Raw genomic sequence first — 26,156 nt, 5'->3', positions numbered from 1 at the left:
AGTAACAACAAGCAGAGTAATCTTAAACTGGATAACACAGCGAATTAACCGCTTAGCGAATGGATAAATAATCTAAAAACACCGAATCAATAACCATTAAGGAATTGCCGTGAATACACAACTTGTTTTAACTGTAATTTGTGACGATCGCCCCGGTGTTGTGGAACTGCTTGCACACACTATTAACCAACACCATGGCAATTGGCTTGAAAGCCGTATGGCACACTTGGCTGGTAAGTTCGCGGGTATCCTGCAGGTTGCCGTTGCGGAGTCACATCTGGCGGAGCTGCGTACTGCACTGAATCAATTGGCCGAAAAAGGGCTGAAAATCGTTATCGAAGACGCCGTTACTATTAGCAAACCCGATTGCCGTGAATTTAGCTTTAGCGTCGTGGGCAATGATAGGCCCGGTATTGTACGCGAAATAGCCCAAGCTTTCGCCGCTCGCCATATTAACATGGGCGAACTGGAAACGGCGTGTTCAAGTATGCCTTGGTCCGGCGAACCACTGTTTGAGGCCACGGGTGTGATTGAGGTGCCTAAATCGGTCGATATGAATGAGCTATATGACTACCTGGATAAAATTGCCGATGAACTGGCAGTTGATATACGCCTGGAATCGTCCACCGAGCGATAATGCTGTTAGGCCCCTGCTCTCCTTATGGGCTTTATTGCGCGGACAAAAATGGCAGCCATCCGCTGCCATTTTTATTGATCCCCAAGATTCCTTGGTAAAAAAGTAAGCATTAATCGTGTTTGTGTTTTTGCATCACCGCATCAAACTTTTCCAGTTCGATATTTATCGCCTTGGTTGAAATATTCACTTCGTAAAATGAAAATAACAAAGACACCACCAACAATACTAAACTTGCAGCAAACAAATACATGCCCGCCACCTGAAACGCTAACAACAGCGAAAACATCGACAAGGTGCAAAACACAAACGATAAAACCCCAAATGCCTGCATAAATCGAATCACAGTCATGCGAATACGCAGGTTGTCGATTTGGCGAATCACAATATCACGGCTAGGTGCGTTATCCAGATTACTCAGCTGGCGAATCACATTCGCCAGCGTCACAAAGCGATTGGTGTAAGCCAGCATTAATAATGAAATTGCTGGAAATAATAAGCTCGGGGTGGTGATGGTCATATCCATAATTATTTGTTGATAATGCCTCAATTAGTCAAAACGTTCGCGCCAGTAAATAATCCGATCATGGCCGCGATATTGGCCAAAACCATATTGGGCCGCGGGTAGTGACGTATCGGTATGTACACCATCACCATTCCAATCAAAACGTAACCAGGGATAGCTAGTTAAATTGACATTAACATTAAATGTTCCCGAGGCATTTGCACCCGGCGCCGAAAACCTGTGCCCTGCATCACCACCTGAAAACGCAATTTCGATTGGGGTCATGGAATTATAAATTCCAGTGGTGGATCCACCACTGAGACCTACTGTTAAATTCGCCGGAGTTAATATACTGCCCGCAGGATAATTAATTGCACTGCGCAAAATCAGAGTGCAACTATCATTCAGGTTTTTAACAAATCGATTTCCATACCAATATTCGGCAATAAAATTTACCGGTAAATCAGCAGAGCCAGAACCAAAAGCGTCGTCCAAACGCAAACGTCCGAAGCGTAAATTAAGCGGTGTAGTGTTGAGCTGACGTGCGGTACAGGCAGCACCGGAACATACCCCTGTGGTGGTCGCATTCATGTCTCTTGCCGCAAGTTCACGGCCATCGAAAGTATCTGTGAGCGTTAAACCAATATTTAATTCAGGGTAAGGGCCATCAGGTGTTGCTACACGATTAAACGTCGCATTAGTGGCGACAAGTAAGCGGCCGGCACTCCAATTTTTTGCACTGGTTTCAATCACCCGTGGGCTCAGCACCGCGCCGTTAGCGGCATTGGCGTTTTCTGCCACGTAAGCAAGGCTCGGCAAAGTACCGTAAGTGGCCCCATAATTGGAAAGCATAGTACCGCTCAAGGATTGAGCTTGTATTTCATAATTCAGCGGCAAGTGCTGCTGCGACATATATGAAAACGTACTGCAGCCATTGCTCAGTGATTTAGAAACCATTTCGAAGCGGTCAGGATAAAAACGTCCGACCGTATTACTAACAATATAATTAGGTGCGCCCGCACCTAGATAATCATTGTCTGCAAGTTCAGGGCGCAGGGTTAAACTCCCCACCTGGTTCCAGCGCAGATTAGTATTTTCAAAACTGCCTTGAGGATTTGTTGCAGCAAAACTACCGGCGGTGCCGTTGGTAAGAGAGGTTAGCGTAGCACCAACTGGATGAACCAATGCAAATTCCTTAAGCAAAATATTATTTTCACTTTGGATCTCACGGCCAAAATTTGGCGTGGGCTGTTGGTTGGCATTTTGTGCTTGCACTACTACTTTAAACGCCTCCCCTGCCGCCGCAAAACCAGCTGCAGCTCCCAGTGCGGTGGTACCACCGGGATTGCTTGTACCGTTGGATCGCTGCACGGCAGTGACAGCTAATCGCTCAGGTCGCACTACAAAATCAGAACTGCTTCCTGCAAGCGTAATAGCCGGATTATTGCCAGAAGCCGCAAGCGGTAATGAAGCATGAAGGCGAACGCGCCCTACATCAGCGTAGTTAAAAGGAATTGGCGCTTCACCATTAGCATTGAAGGTGAGCGCCACAGATGTACGATTTGCACTCCCGTTCAAATTGTTAGCTGCAACGCCAGTTCCTTGTAACGTGAATACTTGACCGGCTACACAAGTTGTCGGATTGATACATTCATAACCAATATTCACCGTGCGCGTGCCAGCAACTCGTGCTTCACATGCACCTGTATCGCTATTAGTGCGCACAGCGCGCAGGACAGGTGTAGTTGCGGTTACGCCTGCTCGTTGGTTTGCAATTGCCGCATTAGAACCTGTTGCGTTGTAAAATTTTAAACCTGTATCCAAAAACGTAATTGAAGGGTCAAGACTCGGGCTCTCTGAAAAACTACCGTCAGTGACATTAATGTTAAGCGTCGCGGGTGTTGTTTGTCGCAGAAAGGCTTGAAAGGCATTTTCAGTTCCCGTAAAAGTATAGTTATTTGCAACCCAGGTTCCCGTTGCAGGCGCAGTGGACAGCATAACCTGTGTTCCTGGATCCGGCGCAACCAATGCACCATTGGCATCGTAGGCCCTAATGATTATTGGTTCCGCAGTACAAGTTAAACCAGTGCCGCTGTGAGATATACCGTAATAACTCACTTTCGCAGGGCACCCCGAAATGGGCAGGAAGCTCGAATCACCCGGGCGACGCCAGCGTAGCGAAATAACGGCATGGCCACCGTTCTCATAAAACTCCAAACGCAAGGGATAAGTCTGACCCGCCGTAAGGTTGATCGTTGGACTAGTGTCTGTAGTAACCGCGTGCACTGTCCAGTTATCAATCACTAGCTGGTTATTAACCCACAGGCGTACACCATCATCCGACAATGTTTGAAATTGATAACTTCCGGTAGTGTCAACTTTTAAGGTCGCATTCCAACGCACAGAAAAATTATCGGCGTTTACGCCTGGAACACCTGGCGCCCCCGTTCCCCAATCAAAATCGATAGCGAGATCCTGGCGGGTTGCTGTCGCACTACCAGATAAATTATTGTTATTAAAATATTGCCCAACGGCAGCACCAACAAAACCATTATTACAATTGGCGACGGGTACCTCGCAATAATTTGCTGTGCTTTGGTTAGGATCCCCTGCTGTACCCAAGGTGGAAAAAGTAGCAGTGCCCGGCGGACTCCATAACAACCTGATTACCGCCTGACCAGTATTTTCATAATATTCAAGGCGAACATCGTAGGCATATCCAGCCTGTAAAGCGATAGTCGTGCTGGTATCTGTGGCCGCTGCGTGATCATTCCAGTTATTAATAATTAATTGGTTGTTAACCCAAAGCCTAACGCCATCGTCAGACACAGTCTGGAAGCGATAATTACCCGTTGTAGGTGCTCGCAGCTTACCAGTCCAGACCACACCGAATTGGTTGCTATTAACATTGCTCACACCGGGGGAACCTGTGCCCCAATCAAAGTTGATGTTGGTATCCAGCCGAGTACCAGCAGGGTTCCCGGATAAATTCGTATTGTTGTAATAGTTGCCCAACAGTCCACCTATCAGTCCCGTCGTACAAACAACGGGAGTGGAATTACAAGCATTGGTGGGCGTGGAATTGGGCAAACAGGAGCCATATACGGTACCGTTATTGGTCACGTTTACTGTTGAATAACCAGGCGCCGTTAAACTTCCATAGACGATAGAATTATTAACGGTTATTGCCCCACTGTTGCTGGAAATAGTGACAGAAGAAGAGGAGGAGCCAATCACACTGCCATTTTGGATACTGACCGTACTCGCGCCGGATATGCTACCCGAGGTCATGGTCACACCGGAAAAAGTGACAGGATTATTTGACGTCATTACAAAACTGCCCGCGAGGGTTCCGCCCGTAAAACTCATGCCTGACCTAGCTTGGGCGCCGCCGTATAAATTAGTGCCGTTTGTGGTAATAGTATTGCTGCTACTCGTAACTTTTCCACCAACACTGCCGCCCGTTAGATTAATACTACCGCTCGTAGTAATTGCTCCTGTGACGGTAGTATTGACCAGAGTAATGGGGCTGCTGTCGCTGGTAATTGAACCATAAAGGGTGTTGGTATTGCCGGATTGGATAGCACCGTAACTGGAAACCAAATTGATATTATTGGTGACCGAACCTATTACATTATTGCTCAGTACAAATCCGTCGTTAGCGGAAATGGTAATGGTGGCATTGGAAGCCAATACATCACCACTCGCGAGGGTAACGCGCCCGTTACCGGTACAAGTGTAGGTTGTACCCGATACGCTCCAGGAAGTATTACAAGGTGGATACTGGCCACTGGATAAATTGTAAGTCGCGGCATTTACGGCACTGGCAAAGCAGCAAGTAAGGACGCAAATACCAGCAAAAAAAAGCCCAAAAAAAAGATGCAATTTCCTAAAAAATAAAGAGAAGCTTGCAACAAGAATGTTCATTGTTCCTGCTCCAAAAATGCACCCGCCTGAATCCTGCGTTCTGCACGATATTCGTGCCCCCCACAACGGCCAAGGCTATTGATGGTATAAAAACTTTTTAACAAGTCTGCACTGGCAGTGGCTGAATAGTTGGCGGCTGTACCCGGTGCGCAATTATTACCATTTTGATAACGGCAGCTGCAGGTCACGGTAACCGTACAACTACTCAGCCCATCCACACCGGCATAATTGGGGTTGATGTTCATGTTTGCACAAGCGGCATCGGCCGCTTGGCGGCCATTCACGTCAAAAAAAATCGCTTTCATTCCACGTTGGGCGCCACTCTCCGCCGCATAAAAACTTTGCAGGCTCATAAATTCCTGCACCACCGCCGTTTGTGACTGGGTTGATGTGCGGGAAATAGTGAGCGCCAAAACTCCCATTACCACAATAATAAAAAGTGCCAATGGCAATAAAAAACCACGCTGGGTATTTACATTCATAGCGACCTGGCGTTTAGGGAACATTGCGAATAAACACTCCCTGGGTGTAATGAATACTTTCATCACCAGTAGCAAAGGTGAGCGATAAGGTTATCTGTGTATTACGGTTTGCAGATCCATTTACAAAAACAAAAGGGGTAGTTGCCGTTACATTCCGGGCGAGAATATCGAAATTGCCCGCAAGGTTTACGTTAGCGCTTTGCGGATTGATATCGCCGTAAAAGCGCAACTCATTCGCCACCAGGCAAAAGGCTTGTGCATTATCCAACAAATAAAAGCGCTTATTAATGGAGTTGCGTTGCCATCGCTGGCTGGAAGCCAACTGTAAGCTGCCAGCGTTATAACCCAGATAGCCTCTTAGCGACGCTGGCGAGGAACCGTAAATTTCATTGGCACTCATAGCGCCTATAGCAACAAAGCGGGCGGTACCAAAATCAATCGATACTGGAGAGGCTGGAACAGTCGTTGTAAGTTGCGCGAGATTTTGTAGGTCCGGCACCGTATTAAAATAATTACCACCCGCTGCAATCGGCATAAATTGCAGGCACTGATCGGCGTTGGTTAAACGTACTGAAAAAGGCAAGGCGCCGCGCAATTGTCGCGTCATGCGTTCAATGGATTGTCGTGCTGTATTTACCAACAACGCGCGGGTTTGTGTGCTCTGGTAAGACTCGGTTGCGCGCACCACAAAGCCCACACCAATGGTGGCGATAATGGATAAAATCACCATCACCGCAATTAACTCCACCAGCGTAAAACCACGCACAGAGGAGTTCTGCAGATCAGCGCGCACGTTACGCATTAAAAATTGGCTCGCTCGGCAGATAACAAAAAGGTTTCGCTAGTGGGTGTGGTCACACTGACGGTAATTAATTTGATGTTATTGGCGGTTGTCACACTCACTGAACGCACATAATTTGGATAAGGTGTATCGCTAAAATTATGATAGTCATCGACGTCGTTCATATTGTCGTCAGGTGAATTATTACAAGCAATCGCTCCAACCGTTGAACATGCAGGAACACCACCTGTTGGCGTTGCTTCGTCATATCTAAGGGAGATAATTTCATCGAGCAGGGATTGTGCAGATTCCAGCGCACGCATACGAATAATGGGATCAGCATTATTAATGGTCGCCTGGCGATAAATACCCACCAACGCCAAGAGCGCAATACTGACCACCACAATAAATACAATCAATTCAATCAGGCTCACACCTGACTGATTTTTTTTAGTTGGCGTAAGCATAACCACTTGCCTCCACCTGAATAACTGCCGATGTACCTGCTGTGTTTCCAGAGCCGATAAGCGTGATACTTGCCGCCGTAGTACGGCCCAGCTTGTCAAAAATAAACACGCCGTCCACATCGGTTGTAGTTGCCGTAACGCCTTGAGGTAAAACCAGCGGGTAATAAGTAGATGTCACCGCAATGGGATTATTATTTTCCGTCACACTGACACTGTTACTGGTGATAACCAGTCGAATATTGCCGCCGTTGCTACGCATCATCGCAGTTTGTTGCGCAAAAAATAAGGCCGCGATGATGTCATCGCGGCCTGATTGTACTGCTGCTGTGTTAACGGGGCCTAAGCGTGAAAAAAGCGTGATCGAAAGAATACCGAGCAAAATCATTACGGTAATTAATTCAATCAGTGAAAATCCTCGCTCTTTCGCGTTCATTCCATCTCATTAACATAAACTATTAAGTAGGATCTACACCGTAAGCAGTAAAGTTAGCAGGTGGTGTATCTATATCTGTATCCGAATAAGCGACAGTACAGGCTCCAGATGCCCCCTCAGTTAGCCCCGTTGCACCACCAATTACCATATCATCGGGTAACCCGCCATCCAGCAAATTCTCAACATCAGTACAATCTTCAACACTGGTGATTACAGAGGGCGTTTCCAAACCTGCATCATCAGCAATATTATTAGCATGATTCAGCGCGGCCGCGCTTCCCAATGCACCAGCCACACCTTGCAGCGCAGATTCACGTGCTGCTTCAGATAAATCCACAAATCGTGGCAGTGCAGTTGCCGCCAATATACCCAAAATAACGATAACAGCGATTAATTCGATCAACGTAAAACCGGATTGTTGTTTCATAACCAAACTCCACGACAGTAAAAAAGATAAGTTAACAAAAGCGTTTGTATCCACAAGCATAGCTTATTTATTACTACATCCCTGCTGCCGCAAACCCGGTTGGATTTACGTACTAAACTCAATAGTATTGAGTTCAAATATAGCCAAATAACACAACAAATCCAGTTATTAAGCTAATAATTTATAGTGAATCCCGCTCTCCCCCTGGGCTAAACAACATTCTGCCATCCATGGGGTAATAATCAAAAAATGCATTGCTGTTAACCAACTCAAAACGGCAGACTAAATCGCCAGCATAGACTTGATATTCAGCACTCTCATTCAGCTGTGTAGAACGGCTCAGTGCGGCGGGGTTTTGCAATAATAGCTCCCATAGTTGCGCACAATCCTCCTCCGTCAAACTAAAACCCTCCACTACTGGCCCGCTCACTGCCACCGGCCAGGCTTGTGCCGAAAAATACACTACACGGTTGGCAATTGTTATATATCGCTGCGCAGGATCACCTTTGGCAGCCAAACCGCTGACCAAAAATTCAATGCGCGCATTCGCTGATGCCGTAACAAAGCGATGCGCAAGAATCTCCATGCGCAAAATACGCGCATCTTCCGCCATAAACCAATAGCGGCTGAGTGCAACAATAGTGATGATTGCTATCACTATGGCAACCACAAACCATTCAAATCTTCCATTATGATAGGTGTTCATGGTATGCGCGCAGCAACCTCATTTTTGGATGCTATACATATCCCACATGGGCAAGAAAATACCCAGCGCAAGAACCGTGACAAAACCAGCCATGATCACAATCATGATTGGCTCGATTCTATCGCTGAGTTGCTTTACATCGTATTCCACTTCGCTTTCATAAAACGCAGCAACTTCGGCGAGTAGCGCATCTACCTGGCCGCTCTCCTCGCCCACAGAAATCATCTGCAATACCAGCGGCGTAAACATACCGCTCACCAAATGGGTTTGGAATAATCCTTCACCACGTTCCACACCTGCACGAATACCGCGAATTTTATCTCCCAAATAAGGGTTATCCACAGCGCGCGCACTTAATTCCAGCGCATTGGATAAGGGCAACCCCGCATTTAACATCAAGCCAAATGAGCGCGCATAACGCGCTAGAGAGGCGCGTTCGATAATATCGCCCACAATAATCAATTTTAATTTTTTACGCCCCCACACCCGGCTACCCTCCGGGGTTTTTATGTAGTGATAAACCCAAGCCACCAAGGCACTAATAATCAGCAACAAATACAACCAGAAATCGACAAAAAAATCGGAAATGCCAATCAAGATACGGGTTGGTAAGGGCAAGTCAGCGCCGAAGGTAGCAAATAAATTGGCAAACGCCGGAATAACTTTTACGTTGATAACCACTATCGCAATTGAAATGGCGATTAATACAAAACTGGGATAACGCAATGCCGTTTTAATGCTCTTGATGGTTTCAAGATCACGCTCCATATATTCGCTGAGTTGTTTGAATACCAAATCCAGGCGACCGGAGTTTTCCCCTACACTGACCAAGCTGACAAATAAATTATCAAAAATTTTGGGGTGCGCGCGCATCGCAGTAGACAGCTCTACACCCGCCTCCAAACGCTCGACCACATCATTTAACGCTTGCTGGAACGCATAGTTACGCAGTGATGCCGACAGACCACGCAACCCTTTTACTAACGGAATACCCGCACGACTGATGGTATGCATCTGTCGGCAAAACATAATCAGCTCTACTTTTTCTACACGGCCACGATTAGTCGCGCGGACAAAACGTTCAGAAAAACTCAGCTGTTCAATAAATTCACTAATATCAACGGGCGTAATGCCGCGCCCAAGTAATTGGTTTACAGCAGCATCTTGACTGGAGGCATCCACCTGCCCGGTAATTAAACGCCCTTCGGCATTGCGGCCTTTGAATTCATATACCGCCATTAGAGTTTTCTCATGGTTTTAAATTTCACTCACTTGGGCAGAAATAGACATCACTTCATCCAGAGTGGTTAGCCCTTCTATCGCATAACCTAATGCGGCCTCGCTTAAGTTAACAAAATCCGGCACAGCATTAGCGGCCTGCATAAATGCATTGAGGTCATTTACGCGCAGAGCTTCCGCCATGGTTTGATTTAATTCCAACATTTCAAAAATACCAATACGCCCGCGATAACCCGTGTTGTGACAATGGGGGCAGCCAGTCCCTTTTTTGAAAACCACATGACTGTAATCGCGCCCTTTACCTATAGCCGCCAGCAATTGCTGTTCATTGGCATCCGGTGAATAAGGATGAATACAACTGGAGCAAATACGTCGCACCAAGCGCTGGGCAACAATCGCCTTGAGCGCAGTTGCTACCAAATAACCGTCGACTCCCATATCCATTAAGCGCATGGCAGAGGTAACAGCATCATTAGTGTGTAAGGTTGATAACACCATATGGCCGGTCATGGAAGCGCGCAACGCAATTTCGGCGGATTCTGCATCGCGAATCTCACCCACCAATAAAATATCCGGGTCTTGTCGCAACGTGGCGCGCAGCACACTCGCAAACGTTAAACCAATTTTTTCATGCAGCTGTACCTGGCTAATGCGCGGCAAGCGATATTCCACCGGATCTTCCACCGTGATGATTTTTTTCTCCGGCTTATTTAATTCTGACAAGGCGCCATAAAGAGTGGTGGTTTTACCACTGCCCGTTGGGCCGGTCACTAATACCAAGCCGTGGGGGCGAGTAATAATTTTGCGAAAACGCTCTATTAAATGAGGCGGCATACCCACCGCATCTAACGGCCTAACCCCATCAGTTTGATCGAGCAGACGCATAACTACCGATTCACCAAACTGTACTGGCATAGTGGAGATACGCACATCAATATTGTGGTGTTTAACTTTTAAGTTAAAACGACCGTCTTGAGGTAGACGTTTTTCAGAAATATCCATGCCCGACATTAATTTCAAGCGCACCACCAGTGCCGATGCGATACGCTTTTCGTTCATCACCTGCTCTAACAAAACACCGTCGATACGGGTGCGAATACGCAATACTTTTTCATCCGGCTCTATATGAATATCAGACGCTTTGGTATTGATAGCCTCTTCAAATATTTTTTGCAGCAGTTTCACCACCGGCGCTTCACTGTCGGCAGCACCCACCGCAAATTCCGCTAGATCCACCGCTGATTCCTGCAGTTCCTCGTCCAATTCACCGGCGAGGGTGGCGATTTCACTGGCACGGGTGTAAGCGATATCCAAAATATCCAGCAGTTCCGATTCACGCACTACCGCCGGTTTAATATTTTTTTGCAGCAAGCGCTGCAATTCATCCAGGCAAAAAATATCGGTTGGATCGGCCATGCCGAGCAACAGGCCATCAAAATCCTCGCGCAATAACATCACGCGATAACGGCGCGCACTGGTTTCCGGCAAACGCTGCACCAAAGTGCGATCAAAACGAAATTGTTTTAGCTCCACGAACGGAATATCCAGCTGTGCCGACAGCAGATTAAGCAATGCATTTTCTTCCACATAACCCAATTCAACCAGCGTGGCGCCCAATTTCCGGCCGGTGAGTTTTTGCTCTTGCAGGGCATGCTGCAATTGGGTTTCCGAAATAATATTCTTTTCAACGAGTAAATCACCGATACGAATACGTTTTTGCGAAGCGAGATTCATCATAACTGGTTAATCCATTTCACTGCTGTAATGCCACTAAGCGCTGCTCCACATACTGGCGCACTTGTGGTTGCAAATCGGAATATTGATTGACACGTTGGTAGGCTTGTAAAGCCAACTGCGATTGATTGAGTGCATCCTGTGCCAATGCAAACCCCAGCCAATAAGCGGGTTTTTCACCAAACACACTGAGCAGGCGCCGGTAATGACTCGCCGCTTCCTGATTCATACCACTACGCTGATACAAACCCGCCAGCAATGCGCGATAATTTTCATCATTTTCCGCTTCCACTAATGTCGCTTCGAGAAGTGCAACAGCTTCTTCGAGATTGCCCTCTATTAACCTGATTTTTGCTGCGTAATAGTTTTTTGTTGCCACGGCTAAAAAACTGGATTGGGTTAATACTTGCTGCACCGCAGTATTATTTTCTTGTTCGCAAAAAATATCCAATAGCAAGCGGGTCGATTCCTGCGCCGCCGGGTGACTGGCAATAAAATCCTGTAGGCGGGCAATGCTTTGTTCCTCCTGCCCTGCCTGAAATAATTCACGGGCCTGCATCGCTAATTGCTGATCCTTCCAAGCAGGATTAGGCGCAATAAACAACGATGGATCACCCTGTGGCTCGCTCGGTGTATTGTTCTCTGTAATAACGGCAAATGGCTCATTAATACTGACTGACTCAGCCGTTTCCGCTCCTGACTCTTGATCAATTGATTTTTGATCGGCTGCTTTTTCATCCAATGGCTTTTCAACAGAAGCAACTTCAGCGACGACACTTTTCATCGACGAATCAGACTGTAAGGATCCCACCTCTTTTTTTTGTTCTACATTGGTCTGTTCTACAGTGGTCTGTTCTGAACTGGTCAGCACATTGGTTAGCGTAGTTACCGCAGACTCCAATGCGGCCAAACGCTCATCCAACTCGGGCGATGCAATTATTGTCGCCGCTGCGTCGGTATTTTCTGGCAAAGCGTCAATTTTTTCAGGCTGAACTTGTTCAGGAACACTCACCATTTCGGTGGTAGTAGAGACGGTCGGTTTTTCATCAGAAAAATATCGCCATCCAAAAATACCAAGCAATACCACCACAAATACAACCACGCTCGGCAGCAGACTGCGTGGTAGTGGTTTGGCAGCGCTGGATTGGTAAAATAATTCGCGTTGCTCCTCTTGAGCATGAGAATGCGCAGCAAGATTATGTTCAAGGTTTTGCGATGATGGGCGCGCAACATCTTGCGAGAGGTCGCGCAACATGTCGTTTAACAAACTCATGTTGCACCGCCCAATACGCCCGGAGCCAAGGCAATTGCCGCGGCGGCACCGGCCGCCAGCATTGGCCACAACCAATAATCGCGCCGCGCTAACCAGCGTCCAAAACGGCGGCTTTCGGCGGTATCCATAATGGCTCGCACCATATGTTGGCGATTCACCCGCTCCGCCGCTTGACCATAAGCAGCCAACATGGCTTTGTGCGCGATAACATTGATTAACCGCGGCACGCCGCCGGATGCTTTGTATAACAATTTGATCGCACTGTTAGAAAACAGCGAGGCGCGACTATAGCCTGCGGATGCAAGGCGATAGGCCAGATAATCCGGCAAACTTTTTTGGGGAATAGTTTGTAAATATTCAGAAAATACAATGCGCTGTTTTAACTGGCGCAAATCCGGACGATCCAATAGCTCATCTAATTCGGGTTGACCAAACAGCACCACTTGCAACAGCTTACTTTTTTCCGTTTCCAGATTGGTTAACAAACGCAACGCTTCGATGGTTTCGCGTGGCATGGCCTGCGCTTCATCCACCACCAATACCACCTGCCGTTTTTGTTGCGCCAATTCCACCAAACGTAAATTGATATCCTTGAGCAATTGATAAGAAGGGACATCCGGTGAATAGGCAATGCCAATTTCTTCCGCGAGAAACCACTTTAATTCATCGGGCGTGAGGTAAGGATTGGGAATATACGCAGTGATAAAGGTATCGCCCAAACTGGCCAATAATTTTCTGCTGAGCAATGTTTTACCGGTGCCAACCTCACCCACAATTTTAATAAACCCCTCGCTATGGCGCAGCGCAAGCAAAAGAGTGCTCAACACCTCGCGATGGCTCTGGTTATTAAAATAAAATTGGGTATCTGGCGTGAGCGAAAACGGATGCTCACGTAACCCAAAATGTTGACGGTACATGTAAAACCTCGTTGCCTGGTAGATCTGTTAACTACTACTGGCCTCTGTAGGTATCGCCCATAGTGCGCATGGAATTTTGCGCGTCAGTTAGCTGTTCATCCCAGGTTTTGTCATCCACCACAATCGGGCGTAACAGGATTACCAGCTCGGTTTTACTTTTGGCTTTGTTTTTAGTTTTGAATAATGCATTGAGCACGGGGATATCCCCCAGCAGCGGGCGCTTGCCATCCACATTGTTAGTGGACTCAGTCATCAACCCGCCCAATACAATCACCTGACCATTAGCAGCTTTCACGATACTGTCTGATTCACGTACACCACGCAGTGCCAGCGGTAATGAAAATTGCTCATTACCAACGGTAAAAACTTTTTGTTGATCAGTAACTTCGCTGACTACGGGATGTATATGCAAAATAACTTCACCACGCTCAGAAATTTGTGGCGTTACATCCAAAGAAATACCACTAAAAAAAGAGGACAGCTCAATACTCGGGGTAGAGGTAGTAGTTGCTGCATTAGAAGTTTGGTTGTTAGAAATACCAGTTACAAAATACTCATCCGACCCAACGCGAATCATGGCTTTTTGGTTATTCACAGTCGATACACGCGGACTGGAAAGCACTTGGACTGTGCCTTGGGTTTCAAGTAATGAAAGTAATTTTGTGATATCCCCCACTTGAATAAGACCAGCAATAGTTCCCCCTACTCGCTCGCGTACTGGCACTTCAAGATTTTGTAGATTTCCGTCTGAGTCAGTATAAATATTGTTTCTGATTAACTCCCTAAATTCACCAACTTCTGTAGAGCCATCCGTATTTAAATCAAACCCATCCTGAAGGTTTTTTGCAGCAGTAATCTGCCCACTAATTGCCCCCCAGTTCACCCCTGCTTCAAAGCCTTCACTCAAACGCACCTCGATAATTTTTGCTTCCAAAATTACCTGGCGTTTAACACTGAGTTCCGAGCGCTCCAGAAAATCACGCACGGCGCTAAGCTCGTGCGGCATAGCGGTAACAACCACCATGCCCGCTTGCGGTGTAACCATAACTTGTCGGCTTTCAGTTTCACCACCAATAATAGAGGTCACCGTTTTTTCCAGCGATGCCCAAAAATCCGTGCGGTTCATCGTTTGCACACGGGAACCCGGTGTAAGGCCAGACGAGTTGCGATTACTGCGCTGCTGTTGCGCACTTTCAATCATGCCCAACAAGTTAGCGGTATCGTTTGAACCTCCAGAATTACCGCCAGAGTTATTGGAATTGTTGTTGCCGGAGGTTTGCGCGCGGCCAATCATCACACTGGTATCGGAAACACCTACCCGCTGCACATCCAAATAATTTATTTGAAATACTTCGGTGCGCAGTGCATTGGCATAAATAGTGTAAATGCCACGATCTTTGCGGTATTCGTAACCATAAATATCGCGAGTCACGCGGAGCACATCATCCACCGTGACATTTTTTAGATCCAGGGTTACGCTGCCAGTGACTTCGGGGTGCACCACCACATTCACCCCGGTGCCATTTACCAGCCCCAGGAAAAAATCCCTCGCCGCAACATTACTCACCGATACATCAAAACGGTCGTAGCTACCTTTTGCACTCGGCGCACTAAGCGACTGATTATCCAATAAAGCTTTGTTAACTTCGGCAGGTACATTATTGGGCTGATTAGTGCGCGCCGCTTGCTGAGAAACTGTTTGGTCGAGTACGTCCTCACCCAGCAGGCGTTTATCCGTATTTTTATTGGTACTACAAGCCGACAAGATTATCGCCAGGGATAAGAGCGAGCACTGGAATAAGCGCTTGGGCGTTTTAGGGTGGGTGAACATGTCACGGCCTCAAATATTTTTAAATCGATTAATGTCTTATCACAACACTGGGTGAGAGTCGTAATGCCCAGGTTTTTGTGTGCTGTTGCAACACCACGGTTTGCGGCGAAATACGTTTTACTATTACCCCATCTGAACCAGGAACAACTTGTCCTTCACGCAGGGTTGCGCCATTAATAACGGCATGTTTACGTTGGGCGCTGATCAACACCGAACTCAAGGTGTAGTTCGTAGTGGCGGCAATACCAGGCGCGACGGCATACCCCAAGGGTGTGGTTGGATCGCGAACCATGTCGCTGGCATTTGCTGCATCGACAGCCGGTGTTTGCGCAAAAGATGCAGGCGCGAGAAAAAAAACAGCGTTGAAAATACTTAATAGTAAGAGAAAAGATTTATACACCGAACAAACCCTCCTCTGAACTCAGGGTAAATACCTGAATGTCAATTTCAGCATTAGGGTAGTTTTTTACGGTGTAGTCCAACGACTCCCAATAAAACTTCCATTGCAAGGCTTCAATATCGCGCAAGAGTTTTAGCAACTCTGCATAGCTGCCGGATACACGAATAAATACGCTGTGCTTATAAACACCCGTGCCACTTGGTGCTGGTGTCGCACCTGTAGCGGTAGTATTTGCGGGTGCAGTAACAATGGGGGTCGCCAATTGCAATTCACGTGCAGGTAAAGTGCGCACCGCAAGAAGTTGAATAGTTGCCGTACGCGCCAGTACGTCTTGCAACACTTTTGGTAGCAGTTCGGCGCCGATCAAACCTTGCGATAACCCCGAAAGCTGTGCTTCCACTTGCGCGATATTCCCCTGTAAATTTTCGATAGCTTTGCGTTTGGTAATGGCAGGATCAGTCGCCATGGCTAAGGTGAGAGTGGCAATTTTAGTTTCCAGCTCTTGTTGTTCTTTACTGATTTTTGCGTGCTCGGCATCCAACGCTTTGGTTGTTTTATCGATCTGCGATTGCAACAGTAATTGCCACAATAAAAAAACAACGGCAAGTAAGGTGAGAAAAATTAATACCCGCTCGCGAATCACACGGCCATCAATTTGTTCCATGATTTTTTGCAGTGCAGCTGGCATTAGTTTTGCCCTCTCGCAGCGGAAGCCGCTGCTTTTTCATTTACTTCCAGCAACATTTGTACGGCTGTTTTTTCCGCAACAGCGCTATTGCGCGGATCGTCTTTAGCCAGAGAGAAATCAAACACACCTCCGGGAGCAGGTTTGATCTGTAATACACCAAAGGCAGATTCCGCAAAAACGGCCTGGGTACGCAAACGCTGAATATAGAGAGGAACCTGGTCTGCTGCGTGGGTTTGCCCGGCAAACTCTACATAGCTACCACCTTGCTGCAGTGAAAAAGCCTGCAAACTGATGGTATCCAGTGATTGATTACCCAAGGCATATAAGTGACCGGAGTATCCTGTGTTATTGCCCAATTTTTTATTGGCGATAATGCCTAAAATTTGTTCGCGTCGCTGCAGTTCCTCTTGTAGCCGAAGAATTTCGGCATCCAACTCTGCCAGATTTTGCGACGGACGCTGCTGTTCCAATTGCAGTAACTGCTGTTTACGCTGCTCAAGTTGTTGGCGATTATTTTCCAAGGCCCGCGCGCGTTCACTATTTGTATTAACCGTGAACAGGCTGAAAAGTACCAATAAAACCACAAACACAAGCAAACCCCACAACATATGTATGCTGCGCATGGGTTCGCGATTGGGTTGGAACTCGGGTAGGTATAAATTGATTTGTTGCATATCAGCCCTGCCCTACTTGATCCTGGCGCAAGGCTGCGCCAATCGCCGGTAAACACAGCGCGAGATTATGTTCAGCAATGTTATCCGCGATTTGTAAACCATTGGCCAAGTCCAACAAGTGAATTGAAACCGCCATGGCATTTTGAATCGCCGGGGTGAGTTTGTCGGCAGTGACATTTTCACCACAAAGATAAATATGGCTGGGCGGCACTTGGCGCATCTGCCGCTCAAAATAATCCAATGAGCGTTGCAACTCTAATACAAGAGCCTCTGCCGGTAAGTCATCTAACAAACCAGCGTTGTAGGAGAGTGAAAACTGGCGCGACAGATACAAATTACCATCGCGGAAAATATGCAAACTACCACCGCCCTGCTGCAGTTTTACCAAAGCGATACCGCGTTTGGTGTCGCAACAAGTCTCAGCAATATTGCGCAATACCAGCTCGGGAATATCTATATTTTTTAAACTCAACCCCGCCGCATTGGCGTTGGCCACTTGCTGTTCAATAACCTTACGTTGAGCCACTACGGCGTAGGCCATACGGCTGGTGCCACGAGCGCTATCCTCGGGCAGAAAAAAACCATCCACTATCGCCTCGGCGATGGGGAACTGCACCAAATCTTTTACCCGCCAGCGCAACGCCTCGGCCAATTCATCTGCCGGCACTTTGGGGGCTTCCCCCAAAATTAATTGATAACTGCCCGCACTCATCACCACATTGACCGGCACAGTTTGCACACCAAGCTTCAACAACCGCGCACGCAGCAGCTCCGCCAATTCCAGACCGGGTTCGGCAGGGATAAATTCACAATTAATTAACAAGGGTTGCTGGGATGGATGACGTTGAATCTGTGCAAAAGCGACACCATCGGTGCAAAATTCAACACCAATCGTTTGGTTAACGCGGTTGGAGCCAGGCAACAGCCTGTTTATTTTTTCAACAATCGACTTCAAATCGGAGTTCTCGATGCCAGATTTTTATCACGCTAGCCTATCTAAAACGCTAGCCAACTGATGCTAAAAAATCCTTTTGAAACCACACTGTTCAAAGTGCTATTCAACACACTATTCAACCGGGTACAGATGCAAAAACGAAAAATCGAGGTGGCAGCTAATAACTCTTGTTTATAATTAGCGCCAGAAACATAACGTTTAACAAAGAACATAGACTATAAAGGTAAAAAACGCCAAATGCTGCACATAGTTCTATTTGAGCCAGAGATACCCCCCAATACCGGCAACATCATTCGCTTGGCGGCCAATACGGGCTGCCAACTGCACCTGATTGAACCTTTAGGGTTCAAGTTGGACGAAAAAAGCGTGGTGCGCGCCGGTATGGATTACGCAGAAACTCAGGATGTGCGGCTTCACAAAAGCTGGGAGGATTTTCTCGCACAGGAAAACCCTGCACGGATTTTTGCCCTGAGCACCAAAGGCACGCGCTGCCACAGCGACGCGCAATTTCAATCGGGCGATTATTTATTGTTCGGCCCGGAAACCCGTGGCTTACCCGCCGCTATTCGCGAATCACTACCGGCTGATCAGGTCCTGCGCATCCCTATGGCAGCTAATAGTAGAAGCATGAACTTATCCAACGCAGTGGCCGTAATGGTTTATGAAGCCTGGCGCCAGTTGGGGTATGCTGGCGCGCTGTAAAATTCGTTGTTTTTTTGAAGCATAAAGAGCCAAACAAAGAGAGCGAAATAAAAAAAGCGAGCCAGAAAAGGCAAGCCATAGTGAGGAATTAATGAGCAAGATCCAGATTTTTATTGGCAGTGTGTATGGCGGCGCCGAAGAAGTGGCTGAACTGGTGGGCGAGGAGCTGCGTTCACTCGGCCACGAGGTCACACTCAATACCTATGCGCGCGCCGAGGATTTAGCGCGCGACGCAAACGAAATTATCCTGCTGTGCCACTCCAATACCGGCTCCGGGGAACTGCCCGACAATATCCAACCACTGTATTTGCATCTGACCCGCGATTACCCGCGTATTAGCGGTCGCCGTTTTGGTGTTATCAACCTGGGGGATAGCAGTTACACCACCTTTAATGAAGCCGGTGTAATGCTCGCGGCCGCGTTTGAAGATTTAGGCGCGCAGCCTATTGGTGAGCCACTGGTATTGGATGCCAGCAGTGGCGATGACGCAGCGACCGAAGCCCGCACCTGGGTAAAACATTGGGCCACACTGATTTAACAACTTTCAGTTTTTGATTAAAACCCTCTTTATTAAAGACCGTGTTATGAGCGATACCAACACCATCGGCCTGTTTTATGGCAGCTCCACCTGCTACACCGAAATGGCGGGCGAAAAAATCCGCAAAGCGCTTCACCAGATGCAGGGCGAAGAATGCGTGGATTTTTTTAATATCGCCGACACCCCCATTGTTCAAACCCAGTTTTACAATTACCTGATTTTTGGTATTCCCACCTGGGACTACGGCGAACTACAGGAGCACTGGGAAGAAATTTGGGACGAGTTGGACGAGCTGGATTTCAGCGGCAAAAAAATCGCCATTTATGGCTTGGGCGATCAAGTCGGCTACCCCGAATGGTTTTTGGACGCCATGGGTTATTTGCACAGCAAGCTGGTACATCGCGGTGCAACGCCCTGCGGCTATTGGCCGCGCGCTGGTTATGAATTTGAAGGTTCCAAAGCGCTTACACCCGACGGTGAATATTTTGTCGGTTTAGCATTGGATGAAGAAAACGAATTTAACTTGAGCGAACAGCGCATCCAACAGTGGTGTGAACAAGTGTTGCGCGAGTTCGGCCTGTGACCGACACCATTCATCACGCCCAACTGGAATGGGATGAAGAAGGCCAACCGCTATCGAGCGCGTTTGGCGATGTGTATTTCTCCCGCGCTAACGGCTTGGAAGAAACCCGCCATGTTTTTCTGCACCACAATCAACTGACTGCGCGCTGGCAGCAATTAACGGCAGGCGATCACTTCACCATCGCTGAAACCGGTTTTGGTTCCGGATTAAATTTTTTAGCCGCATGGGAATTGTGGTTGCAAACTGCGCCCACCACGGCGCAATTGCATTTTGTGACGGTGGAAAAGTTCCCCCTAGCCAAACCCGATTTGCAGCGCGCGCTAAGTTTGTGGCCAGAACTGACGGAATTATCCACGCAACTACTCGCGGCCTATCCGGTATTTGTTGGCACAGGTATACATCGCCTGCGTTTTATGGACGGTCGTATCACCCTCTCACTGATCATTAACGATGCCGCCGTGGGTTTTCAGCAGTTACTCGCCACCAGCCACCCATTGTTTGCCAATCGCTGCGCAAAAATAGATGCCTGGTTTCTGGATGGTTTTGCGCCCTCCAAAAATCCGCAAATGTGGAGCGATGGATTATTTACCGCCATAGGGCAATTGAGTAAACCCGGCACTACCGCCGCCACGTTTAGTGCGGCAGGCATTGTGAAACAAGGGCTAAAACTCGCCGGATTTTCCATTCAAAAAGTGCCCGGTTTTGGGCGCAAACGCGAAATGGTTAAGGCGATACAACACGAGCCATTTGTGCTGCCGGTATCTGACTTGGCCTTGGCACGCAGTTATTCGCCATTCCCCGTGCCCTGGACTATCGTCGAGACTCTCACCGAAAGCATCTCCAAAACTATCCCCGAGGCTATCACCGAAGAACAAACACCTTCGCCAAAAACCGCGCTGATTATTGGCGGCGGTTTGGCCGGTTGCACCAGCGCGCGCGCCTTGGCAGAGCGCGGCTGGCAGGTGGCGCTTATCGAACGTCATGCACAACTCGCACAGGAGGCGTCGGGCAATCCGCAAGGTGTGCTGTACGCCAAGCTGTCGCACAAGCAAGAAACGCAGGCAGAATTTAACTTGAGTGCGCTGCAATTTGCGCTGGGGTTTTATCAACCGCGCTGGACACAAATCGGCGCGCAGTGTGGAGTCTTGCAATTAGCGCACAGTGAAGCTGAGCAACAATTGCAGCACCAACTGCGCGAGCGATTTGCGCAAGCAAGTCCATTGGCTGAGTTTGTTGGCGCAGAACAAGCCAGTGTGATTGCGGGTGTGCCACTGCAACATGCAGGCTTATATTTTCCGCAGGCTGGTTGGATTAACCCACGCCGCTTGTGTGAGAGTTTGGTGGATCACCCGGCGATTCGCATCCTTAATCAGTCGGAGGCGATGGATCTCACGCGCGGTGAGAACTTGTGGCAGGCACGCGATGCACAGGGTGAACTTATCGCTCAGGCGCCAGTTGCCGTTATCGCCAACGCGCGCGATGCAAAACAATTTTCCTACACCAGCGCCCTGCCGCTTAAAGCCATTCGCGGGCAAGTAACTTATTTGCCACAGGGCAAAAAAAGCCAAGCGTTAAAAACCGTGATTTGTAGCGAGGGTTATATCGCCCCGGCAGAACAGGGCATGCACTGCACTGGCGCGACGTTTAATTTGAATGACGATGAACGCGTGCCGCGTGCGGTAGATCATCAAACCAATCTGGATAATTTGCGTGTGCCTTTGGCAGATGTGTGTGATGACTGGCAGGACCTGACGCTGGACGAATTGCAAGGCCGCGTCGCCTTTCGCTGTACAGTGCCGGACTATTTACCGCTAGTCGGCCCGGTTGCCGACGACCAAGCAATGAGAGAGCGGTTTGCACCGCTACGCAAAAATGCCCGCGCACCGGTGCATTTGCCGGGTTGTTATCACCAAAGTTTATTTATCAATATCGGCCACGGCTCACGCGGTTTGGCTTACACACCACTGTGCGCCGAATTACTTGCCGCACAGATCAATAATGAAGTGCTGCCCCTGCCACGGGAGTTAGCTAACGCGCTCAACCCCGCGCGGTTTTTGATTCGTGACTTGATTAAAAATCGCTGAAGAACTGCCAAAGAAAGAACTGAGGGGGAACGAGCGCCAACCGAATCCCTGTCTATACTCTCTAACATTACATTCAGAGAGGTAAAACCATGCTGACCAACCGCCCCTATATTTTGGCTGATGAAGTGGATTTTCTGCATAACTACTATGAGCGTTTGGTGGTGCAGGAAGTGCACGACCAGAGCGAGCGGGTGCAACAGGGTGACCGGGATTTTCTGGCCGATGTCGCCTGCGTAGCGCTCAACCGTTTGCCGCCGCGCTACATTCGTCACGATGTGGACATGACCTTTTTTATGTCGCCGCAGGACATGGTGGAAATTGCCAATAAAGTATCGCAGGCCGTGACCGACGCTTTGCATTATGTGGAAAGCCGCGAGCGCGGCGAAGAGATTAAACTGCCTTCGGTAGAGGTTTCGTTGATATCTACCCGTGGTGATAAACCCCAAAAAGCTGCTGCCACTAAAACCGAAAAACCGACTAAGCCCGCTAAAGTACCAACCAAACCTAAAACACCAAAGAAAAAGACATGATCGCAATCGCCAATATGATTACGTAGGTTGGAAAAGCGCAGCGCCTTCCGACACAAATATGAAAGTAGATTTTTGTGTGTCGGAAGGCGCTGCGCTTTTCCAACCTACAGGCGGCCTCGCCAGTATTAGGTCTTATTTTTGACCTTTATCATTTTTTGAGTATTCCAGTTTTGCGGTGCCTTCCGGTATTTCTGAAATAACCTGCGAGCCGCTACCGCAGGCAATGACTGTGCGCATCGCCTCTTCCACACTCACGTGAGGCAAGAAATCTACACATTCAGCAGAGAGGTGATACACAAACCCCGATGTGGGGATAGGCGCGGTAGGTGCGTAAACCGTGAGGTCGCCATTGGCATGTTTGGCAGTCACAATCGCAGTAACCGACACCCCCGCCGCACGCCCCATAATGTAGGCGCGGCATACCTCACCTTTGAGCAGCGAGGTATTTCCCTCCCCACCCAGCAACTGAGACACCACTTCACGAATGGTTTTGTAACCCGGCGCCAGACGTGTCAACCACTCATCAATCAAGTCATGCACCCAACCACCCACGTTGGTTTTGATAAACAACCCAATCAAAAAACAACCGCTCAATAGCAATAAAACGCCCAAACCATCGGCCACATAATTGGTAAAAGCCGTCTGCTCTACAAGCCAATGGCTCAAGGGTTTGATGATCTCGCGCACAATTCCAAGCAGCCACTCCACCAGCCAAATAAAAATGGCAATCGGCAGAATCACCATAAAACCACCAATAAGGGTGATGCTGACAAACGAACGCAAACGCTTCATGATTGAAACCCTTTTTAAACAAACTTTTGACTAACTAATAAACCGAGCGGGACACCCGAGTGAAATCATTTTTCTGCGCGCTATTGTGCACCAGCCTGCTGACCATAGCGACTACCCTTCTTGCCACAAGTGCCCCGCTGGCCCACGCAGCACCTGCCCTTGAATTTGAATTGATTGGGGAGCGCAGCCACAAGCCCAGCTTATTTACCCAAGGCTTGTTGGTGGATGGTGATCACTTTTATGAAAGCAGTGGCCTCTATGGCAAATCCCTGTTGGTCACCTACCCCATTGCAGAACCGGCAACCACTTGGGCAAAAATTTCAGCGCCTTTCACCCGTAAACTCGCACTGCCACCACACTATTTTGCCGAGGGTTTAACCCTGCTCGACAACAAACTTTATCTGCTCACCTGGCAGGAACAAACACTGCTGGTATACAACAAAACCAGTTTTGCACTGGAACAGCAACTGGGCTATGACGGAGAAGGCTGGGGCTTGGCGAGCGATGGAAAACAACTGATTCGCAGCGATGGCAGCGATCGGCTTTTTTTTCACAACCCCGGCGACTTTGCGGTAACACGGGAACTGCAGGTGACTGATAACGGCAAACCGGTGAACCAGCTTAATGAACTGGAATATGCCCAAGGCTTTATCTGGGCCAACATCTGGTATCAGGATCGTATCCTGAAAATTGCCCCTGACAGCGGCAAGGTGGTGGGCGAAATTAACCTGCAATCCCTCAAACAATCACTCAAGCTAACTAATGGCGAACAAGTGCTTAACGGTATCGCCTGGGACGACAAACAGCAGGCGTTTTGGATTACCGGCAAACTCTGGCCCAAAATGTTCTTAGTGCGCATCAGCACTGATTAGGCACCACCAGTTCGCAACCCTCCAGACTGAAAACTCACAACACCCGCCGCTAACCCGGTGGGTGTTGTCATTTTGGGCCTTGGATAAATTCTGCTGTATTTATAAAAGTTTGACTTACCTCACATCAAAAACCATAATTGGTAAATAATATACCAAATATGGAATTTAAATGAGTCAACGGGCATCTATAAACGAGGTAACGACCATGAAATACACCAAACTCTCCCCCCTGATGATCAGCTTATTGCTTGCTGCCTGCGGTGGCGGCAGCGGTGGTAGCAGCACACCCGCCGCCAATAACGGCAGTAGTAGCGCTCCTGCAGCGGCTAAAACTGAAGTTACCCAAGGCATGGTGACCGGGTTTGGCAGCGTGATTGTTAACGGCGTGCACTACGATGTGGGCAGCGCCAATATCGATGTGGATGGCAAAACACTGGTTGAGTCCGACTTGAAAGTAGGCCAAATAGTGCGCATCACCGGCACAGTCAACGCCGATGGCAAAAGCGGTAAAGCGAGCAAACTTGAAGGCGAGACCCAACTGGTTGGCCCAATTTCCAGCATCGACCTGGAAGCCGGCGTCTTGGTAGCACTTGGCCAAACCATCCTGCTCACCGCCGACACTTTTTATGACGACGACATGACTGCCAGCCAATTGAAAGTGGGCGACATTATCGAAGTCAGCAGCTACTTGAATAGCGAGGGAGTGATGGTGGCAACGCGTATTGATTGGGAAGATGACGACGACGCATTCCAACTGTCCGGTGTAATCAGCGCATTGGATACAGTGAACAAAACCTTTTTGATCAACGGCACCCTGGTGGACTACAGCAATGCAACCCTCGCTGCACTGCGCGGTGCGGTCTTGGAAGACGGTTTGAAACTGCGGGTAGTGGGCGACTTTGACGGCACCCTGTTTATCGCCCGCGGCAATTTGCATCCTAGCCACCTGGGCTTTAAACGCAGCGATGATTTTGATGATGACGACAATATTGAAATCACCCTGAGCGGGCCAGTTGCCGATTTAATTCCCGGTGTCAGTTTCACTATTAACGGCATTCTGGTGCTCATCAATACTAATACCGAATTCGACGATGGTGTTCCTGCGGATTTGGTTGACGGTGTAATGGTAGAAGTAGAAGGCCAACTGGATGCAAACCAAAATCTGGTCGCAGAAGAAATTGAACTGAATTACCGCGCCAAAATCAGCAACAAGGGTTTGCTGGAATCTGTTGACCTGATCGCCAACAGCATTGTGGTGAACGGCATTACCTTTGAGATCAATGAGGACACCAGCTTTAATGATCGCAGCCGTTCAAAAGTGCGCTTCTTTGACCTTGAAGACTTAATGACTGGCGACACGTTGCACGTGCGTGGTTACACCATTGCCGCTACCGCGACTACAGCGGAACGTAATATCGCCAGCCGTATTGAGCGCCACAATCCACACGCTTTTGGCAACGACGATTGGAAGCTGGAAATTGAAGGCGTAGTTGAAGCCGTAGGTATCAATTCCATCACTGTAGAAGGCCAGGAGATTCAAGTCTCACCGCTCACCCGTATTGAAGGCTTTGCCAACCTTGACCTGTTCCTTGCCGCAGCACTGGGCCTGGAAGTAGAAGTAAGAGCCTTAACACAAAACGGTGTGGCTACCGCCATCAAAATCGAAGTGGAAGACGATGACATCAACGACGATGATGACAGTAGTTCCAGCAGCAGTGAGAGCAGTGAGAGTAGCAGCGCAGAAACTAGCAGCGAGAGCAGTAGCTCTGCCAGCAGCGAAGAAGCTAGCAGTGAAAGCAGCAGTTCCAGTGATGATGACGATTCAACCAGTAGCGCAAGCAGTAGTAGCGCAGCGTAATTAACCTGGAGTTGTAACGACTACACCTTTCCCTCTGCGTTTGCACCTGCGGCGCAGGGGGTTTTTTCCGTTTAATTCTGGTAGATTTCGCAGCCCTATTCCCAACGATTACCAGCGAAAACTT

General features: G+C 48.3%; 26 protein-coding genes. 8 read left to right on the top strand and 18 right to left on the bottom strand.

Annotation, left to right across the window (positions count from 1 at the left end):
* Positions 1-109: 109 nt before the first annotated feature.
* A complete protein-coding gene (locus tag D0B88_RS10720) occupies positions 110-637 on the top strand; it encodes a glycine cleavage system protein R (protein ID WP_040392189.1) in 528 nt (175 codons plus the stop codon).
* A gap of 109 nt (positions 638-746) precedes the next feature.
* Here the strand turns inward: D0B88_RS10720 and D0B88_RS10715 are convergent, their stop codons facing one another.
* The 17 genes from D0B88_RS10715 to D0B88_RS10635 all read right to left on the bottom strand — a co-directional run bounded on the left by D0B88_RS10715 (position 747) and on the right by D0B88_RS10635 (position 18,073).
* Positions 747-1,160 carry a DUF2721 domain-containing protein gene (locus D0B88_RS10715; protein WP_151057078.1) on the bottom strand — a complete coding sequence of 138 codons (414 nt, stop codon included), beginning with the start codon at positions 1,158-1,160 and terminating at the stop codon, positions 747-749.
* 24 nt (positions 1,161-1,184) lie between these two features.
* The gene (locus D0B88_RS10710; protein WP_151057076.1) at positions 1,185-5,066 is read right to left on the bottom strand and encodes a DUF6701 domain-containing protein; all 3,882 of its coding nucleotides are present in this window, start codon (positions 5,064-5,066) and stop codon (positions 1,185-1,187) included.
* Positions 5,063-5,572 carry a pilus assembly PilX N-terminal domain-containing protein gene (locus tag D0B88_RS10705; protein WP_225318330.1) on the bottom strand — a complete coding sequence of 170 codons (510 nt, stop codon included), beginning with the start codon at positions 5,570-5,572 and terminating at the stop codon, positions 5,063-5,065. Before D0B88_RS10705 ends, D0B88_RS10710 begins: the two co-directional genes overlap by 4 nt.
* Entirely contained in the window at positions 5,562-6,350 is a 789-nt protein-coding gene (locus D0B88_RS10700) for a type II secretion system protein J (protein WP_151057074.1), read from the bottom strand. The genes D0B88_RS10705 and D0B88_RS10700 overlap by 11 nt, the downstream gene beginning before the upstream one ends.
* Positions 6,350-6,796, bottom strand: a complete 447-nt coding sequence (locus D0B88_RS10695; protein ID WP_151057072.1) for a prepilin-type N-terminal cleavage/methylation domain-containing protein — start codon at positions 6,794-6,796, stop codon at positions 6,350-6,352. The genes D0B88_RS10700 and D0B88_RS10695 overlap by 1 nt, the downstream gene beginning before the upstream one ends.
* A complete protein-coding gene (locus tag D0B88_RS10690) occupies positions 6,780-7,229 on the bottom strand; it encodes a type II secretion system protein (protein ID WP_151057070.1) in 450 nt (149 codons plus the stop codon). Before D0B88_RS10690 ends, D0B88_RS10695 begins: the two co-directional genes overlap by 17 nt.
* A 22-nt stretch (positions 7,230-7,251) precedes the next feature.
* Complete coding sequence (locus D0B88_RS10685; RefSeq protein WP_151057068.1) at positions 7,252-7,656, bottom strand: type II secretion system protein; 405 nt, start codon at positions 7,654-7,656, stop codon at positions 7,252-7,254.
* A gap of 181 nt (positions 7,657-7,837) precedes the next feature.
* Positions 7,838-8,362, bottom strand: a complete 525-nt coding sequence (locus tag D0B88_RS10680) for a hypothetical protein (RefSeq protein WP_151057066.1) — start codon at positions 8,360-8,362, stop codon at positions 7,838-7,840.
* 18 nt (positions 8,363-8,380) lie between these two features.
* Complete coding sequence (locus D0B88_RS10675; RefSeq protein ID WP_151057064.1) at positions 8,381-9,601, bottom strand: type II secretion system F family protein; 1,221 nt, start codon at positions 9,599-9,601, stop codon at positions 8,381-8,383.
* An 18-nt stretch (positions 9,602-9,619) separates the two neighbouring features.
* Positions 9,620-11,338, bottom strand: coding sequence for a GspE/PulE family protein (locus D0B88_RS10670; RefSeq protein ID WP_151057062.1), 1,719 nt, complete (start codon positions 11,336-11,338; stop codon positions 9,620-9,622).
* Positions 11,339-11,354: 16 nt separating this feature from the next.
* A complete protein-coding gene (locus D0B88_RS10665; protein ID WP_151057060.1) occupies positions 11,355-12,608 on the bottom strand; it encodes a lipopolysaccharide assembly protein LapB in 1,254 nt (417 codons plus the stop codon).
* On the bottom strand, positions 12,605-13,525 hold the full coding sequence (locus D0B88_RS10660; protein WP_151057058.1) for an ExeA family protein: 921 nt from the start codon (positions 13,523-13,525) through the stop codon (positions 12,605-12,607). The genes D0B88_RS10665 and D0B88_RS10660 overlap by 4 nt, the downstream gene beginning before the upstream one ends.
* 34 nt (positions 13,526-13,559) lie before the next feature.
* Complete coding sequence (gene mshL / locus D0B88_RS10655) at positions 13,560-15,356, bottom strand: pilus (MSHA type) biogenesis protein MshL (RefSeq protein WP_151057056.1); 1,797 nt, start codon at positions 15,354-15,356, stop codon at positions 13,560-13,562.
* A 28-nt stretch (positions 15,357-15,384) separates the two neighbouring features.
* Positions 15,385-15,756 carry a hypothetical protein gene (locus D0B88_RS10650; RefSeq protein WP_151057054.1) on the bottom strand — a complete coding sequence of 124 codons (372 nt, stop codon included), beginning with the start codon at positions 15,754-15,756 and terminating at the stop codon, positions 15,385-15,387.
* Positions 15,749-16,444: a hypothetical protein gene (locus D0B88_RS10645; protein ID WP_007642467.1), complete on the bottom strand. Its 696-nt coding sequence runs from the start codon at positions 16,442-16,444 to the stop codon at positions 15,749-15,751. Before D0B88_RS10645 ends, D0B88_RS10650 begins: the two co-directional genes overlap by 8 nt.
* Positions 16,444-17,118 carry an MSHA biogenesis protein MshI gene (locus tag D0B88_RS10640; protein WP_151057052.1) on the bottom strand — a complete coding sequence of 225 codons (675 nt, stop codon included), beginning with the start codon at positions 17,116-17,118 and terminating at the stop codon, positions 16,444-16,446. The genes D0B88_RS10645 and D0B88_RS10640 overlap by 1 nt, the downstream gene beginning before the upstream one ends.
* Position 17,119: 1 nt before the next feature.
* Positions 17,120-18,073 (bottom strand): MSHA biogenesis protein MshI, encoded by a 954-nt coding sequence (locus tag D0B88_RS10635; RefSeq protein ID WP_151057049.1) that lies wholly within the window; start codon positions 18,071-18,073, stop codon positions 17,120-17,122.
* A gap of 237 nt (positions 18,074-18,310) precedes the next feature.
* Here D0B88_RS10635 and trmL point away from each other — a divergent pair, with 237 nt between their 5' ends.
* From trmL to D0B88_RS10610, 5 genes are all read left to right on the top strand, one after another.
* Positions 18,311-18,775: a tRNA (uridine(34)/cytosine(34)/5-carboxymethylaminomethyluridine(34)-2'-O)-methyltransferase TrmL gene (gene trmL / locus D0B88_RS10630; protein WP_007642473.1), complete on the top strand. Its 465-nt coding sequence runs from the start codon at positions 18,311-18,313 to the stop codon at positions 18,773-18,775.
* Positions 18,776-18,866: 91 nt separating this feature from the next.
* Positions 18,867-19,313 carry a flavodoxin domain-containing protein gene (locus D0B88_RS10625; protein ID WP_007642474.1) on the top strand — a complete coding sequence of 149 codons (447 nt, stop codon included), beginning with the start codon at positions 18,867-18,869 and terminating at the stop codon, positions 19,311-19,313.
* Positions 19,314-19,359: 46 nt separating this feature from the next.
* Complete coding sequence (fldB, locus tag D0B88_RS10620; RefSeq protein WP_151057047.1) at positions 19,360-19,896, top strand: flavodoxin FldB; 537 nt, start codon at positions 19,360-19,362, stop codon at positions 19,894-19,896.
* Positions 19,893-21,980 carry an FAD-dependent 5-carboxymethylaminomethyl-2-thiouridine(34) oxidoreductase MnmC gene (gene mnmC / locus D0B88_RS10615; RefSeq protein ID WP_151057045.1) on the top strand — a complete coding sequence of 696 codons (2,088 nt, stop codon included), beginning with the start codon at positions 19,893-19,895 and terminating at the stop codon, positions 21,978-21,980. Before fldB ends, mnmC begins: the two co-directional genes overlap by 4 nt.
* An 89-nt stretch (positions 21,981-22,069) precedes the next feature.
* Entirely contained in the window at positions 22,070-22,510 is a 441-nt protein-coding gene (locus D0B88_RS10610) for a late competence development ComFB family protein (protein WP_151057043.1), read from the top strand.
* Between the two features lie 132 nt (positions 22,511-22,642).
* On the opposite strand, the gene D0B88_RS10605 is transcribed toward D0B88_RS10610, so the two are convergent.
* A complete protein-coding gene (locus D0B88_RS10605) occupies positions 22,643-23,302 on the bottom strand; it encodes a DUF502 domain-containing protein (RefSeq protein ID WP_007642479.1) in 660 nt (219 codons plus the stop codon).
* Between the two features lie 59 nt (positions 23,303-23,361).
* Between D0B88_RS10605 and D0B88_RS10600 the strand changes: the two genes are divergently transcribed.
* Both D0B88_RS10600 and D0B88_RS10595 read left to right on the top strand, forming a co-directional pair.
* Entirely contained in the window at positions 23,362-24,174 is an 813-nt protein-coding gene (locus D0B88_RS10600) for a glutaminyl-peptide cyclotransferase (protein ID WP_007642480.1), read from the top strand.
* Positions 24,175-24,379: 205 nt separating this feature from the next.
* Positions 24,380-26,032, top strand: a complete 1,653-nt coding sequence (locus tag D0B88_RS10595) for a DUF5666 domain-containing protein (protein ID WP_151057041.1) — start codon at positions 24,380-24,382, stop codon at positions 26,030-26,032.
* Positions 26,033-26,156: the final 124 nt, after the last annotated feature.

This window comes from Cellvibrio sp. KY-YJ-3, assembly GCF_008806955.1.
Taxonomy (GTDB): domain Bacteria; phylum Pseudomonadota; class Gammaproteobacteria; order Pseudomonadales; family Cellvibrionaceae; genus Cellvibrio.
The sequence above is the reverse complement of the archived record's forward strand: the minus strand, read 5'-3'. Positions and strand labels throughout refer to the sequence as shown.

Excerpts from the sequence above, each read along its gene's own strand:
- D0B88_RS10715 (WP_151057078.1), bottom strand. The coding sequence starts at position 1,160 with ATGGATATGACCATCACCACCCCGAGCTTATTATTTCCAGCAATTTCA.
- D0B88_RS10710 (WP_151057076.1), bottom strand. The coding sequence starts at position 5,066 with ATGAACATTCTTGTTGCAAGCTTCTCTTTATTTTTTAGGAAATTGCAT.
- D0B88_RS10705 (WP_225318330.1), bottom strand. The coding sequence starts at position 5,572 with ATGTTCCCTAAACGCCAGGTCGCTATGAATGTAAATACCCAGCGTGGT.
- D0B88_RS10700 (WP_151057074.1), bottom strand. The coding sequence starts at position 6,350 with ATGCGTAACGTGCGCGCTGATCTGCAGAACTCCTCTGTGCGTGGTTTT.
- D0B88_RS10695 (WP_151057072.1), bottom strand. The coding sequence starts at position 6,796 with ATGCTTACGCCAACTAAAAAAAATCAGTCAGGTGTGAGCCTGATTGAA.
- D0B88_RS10690 (WP_151057070.1), bottom strand. The coding sequence starts at position 7,229 with ATGAACGCGAAAGAGCGAGGATTTTCACTGATTGAATTAATTACCGTA.
- D0B88_RS10685 (WP_151057068.1), bottom strand. The coding sequence starts at position 7,656 with ATGAAACAACAATCCGGTTTTACGTTGATCGAATTAATCGCTGTTATC.
- D0B88_RS10680 (WP_151057066.1), bottom strand. The coding sequence starts at position 8,362 with ATGAACACCTATCATAATGGAAGATTTGAATGGTTTGTGGTTGCCATA.
- D0B88_RS10675 (WP_151057064.1), bottom strand. The coding sequence starts at position 9,601 with ATGGCGGTATATGAATTCAAAGGCCGCAATGCCGAAGGGCGTTTAATT.
- D0B88_RS10670 (WP_151057062.1), bottom strand. The coding sequence starts at position 11,338 with ATGATGAATCTCGCTTCGCAAAAACGTATTCGTATCGGTGATTTACTC.
- D0B88_RS10665 (WP_151057060.1), bottom strand. The coding sequence starts at position 12,608 with ATGAGTTTGTTAAACGACATGTTGCGCGACCTCTCGCAAGATGTTGCG.
- D0B88_RS10660 (WP_151057058.1), bottom strand. The coding sequence starts at position 13,525 with ATGTACCGTCAACATTTTGGGTTACGTGAGCATCCGTTTTCGCTCACG.
- mshL (WP_151057056.1), bottom strand. The coding sequence starts at position 15,356 with ATGTTCACCCACCCTAAAACGCCCAAGCGCTTATTCCAGTGCTCGCTC.
- D0B88_RS10645 (WP_007642467.1), bottom strand. The coding sequence starts at position 16,444 with ATGCCAGCTGCACTGCAAAAAATCATGGAACAAATTGATGGCCGTGTG.
- D0B88_RS10640 (WP_151057052.1), bottom strand. The coding sequence starts at position 17,118 with ATGCAACAAATCAATTTATACCTACCCGAGTTCCAACCCAATCGCGAA.
- trmL (WP_007642473.1), top strand. The coding sequence starts at position 18,311 with ATGCTGCACATAGTTCTATTTGAGCCAGAGATACCCCCCAATACCGGC.
- D0B88_RS10625 (WP_007642474.1), top strand. The coding sequence starts at position 18,867 with ATGAGCAAGATCCAGATTTTTATTGGCAGTGTGTATGGCGGCGCCGAA.
- fldB (WP_151057047.1), top strand. The coding sequence starts at position 19,360 with ATGAGCGATACCAACACCATCGGCCTGTTTTATGGCAGCTCCACCTGC.
- D0B88_RS10610 (WP_151057043.1), top strand. The coding sequence starts at position 22,070 with ATGCTGACCAACCGCCCCTATATTTTGGCTGATGAAGTGGATTTTCTG.
- D0B88_RS10605 (WP_007642479.1), bottom strand. The coding sequence starts at position 23,302 with ATGAAGCGTTTGCGTTCGTTTGTCAGCATCACCCTTATTGGTGGTTTT.
- D0B88_RS10595 (WP_151057041.1), top strand. The coding sequence starts at position 24,380 with ATGAAATACACCAAACTCTCCCCCCTGATGATCAGCTTATTGCTTGCT.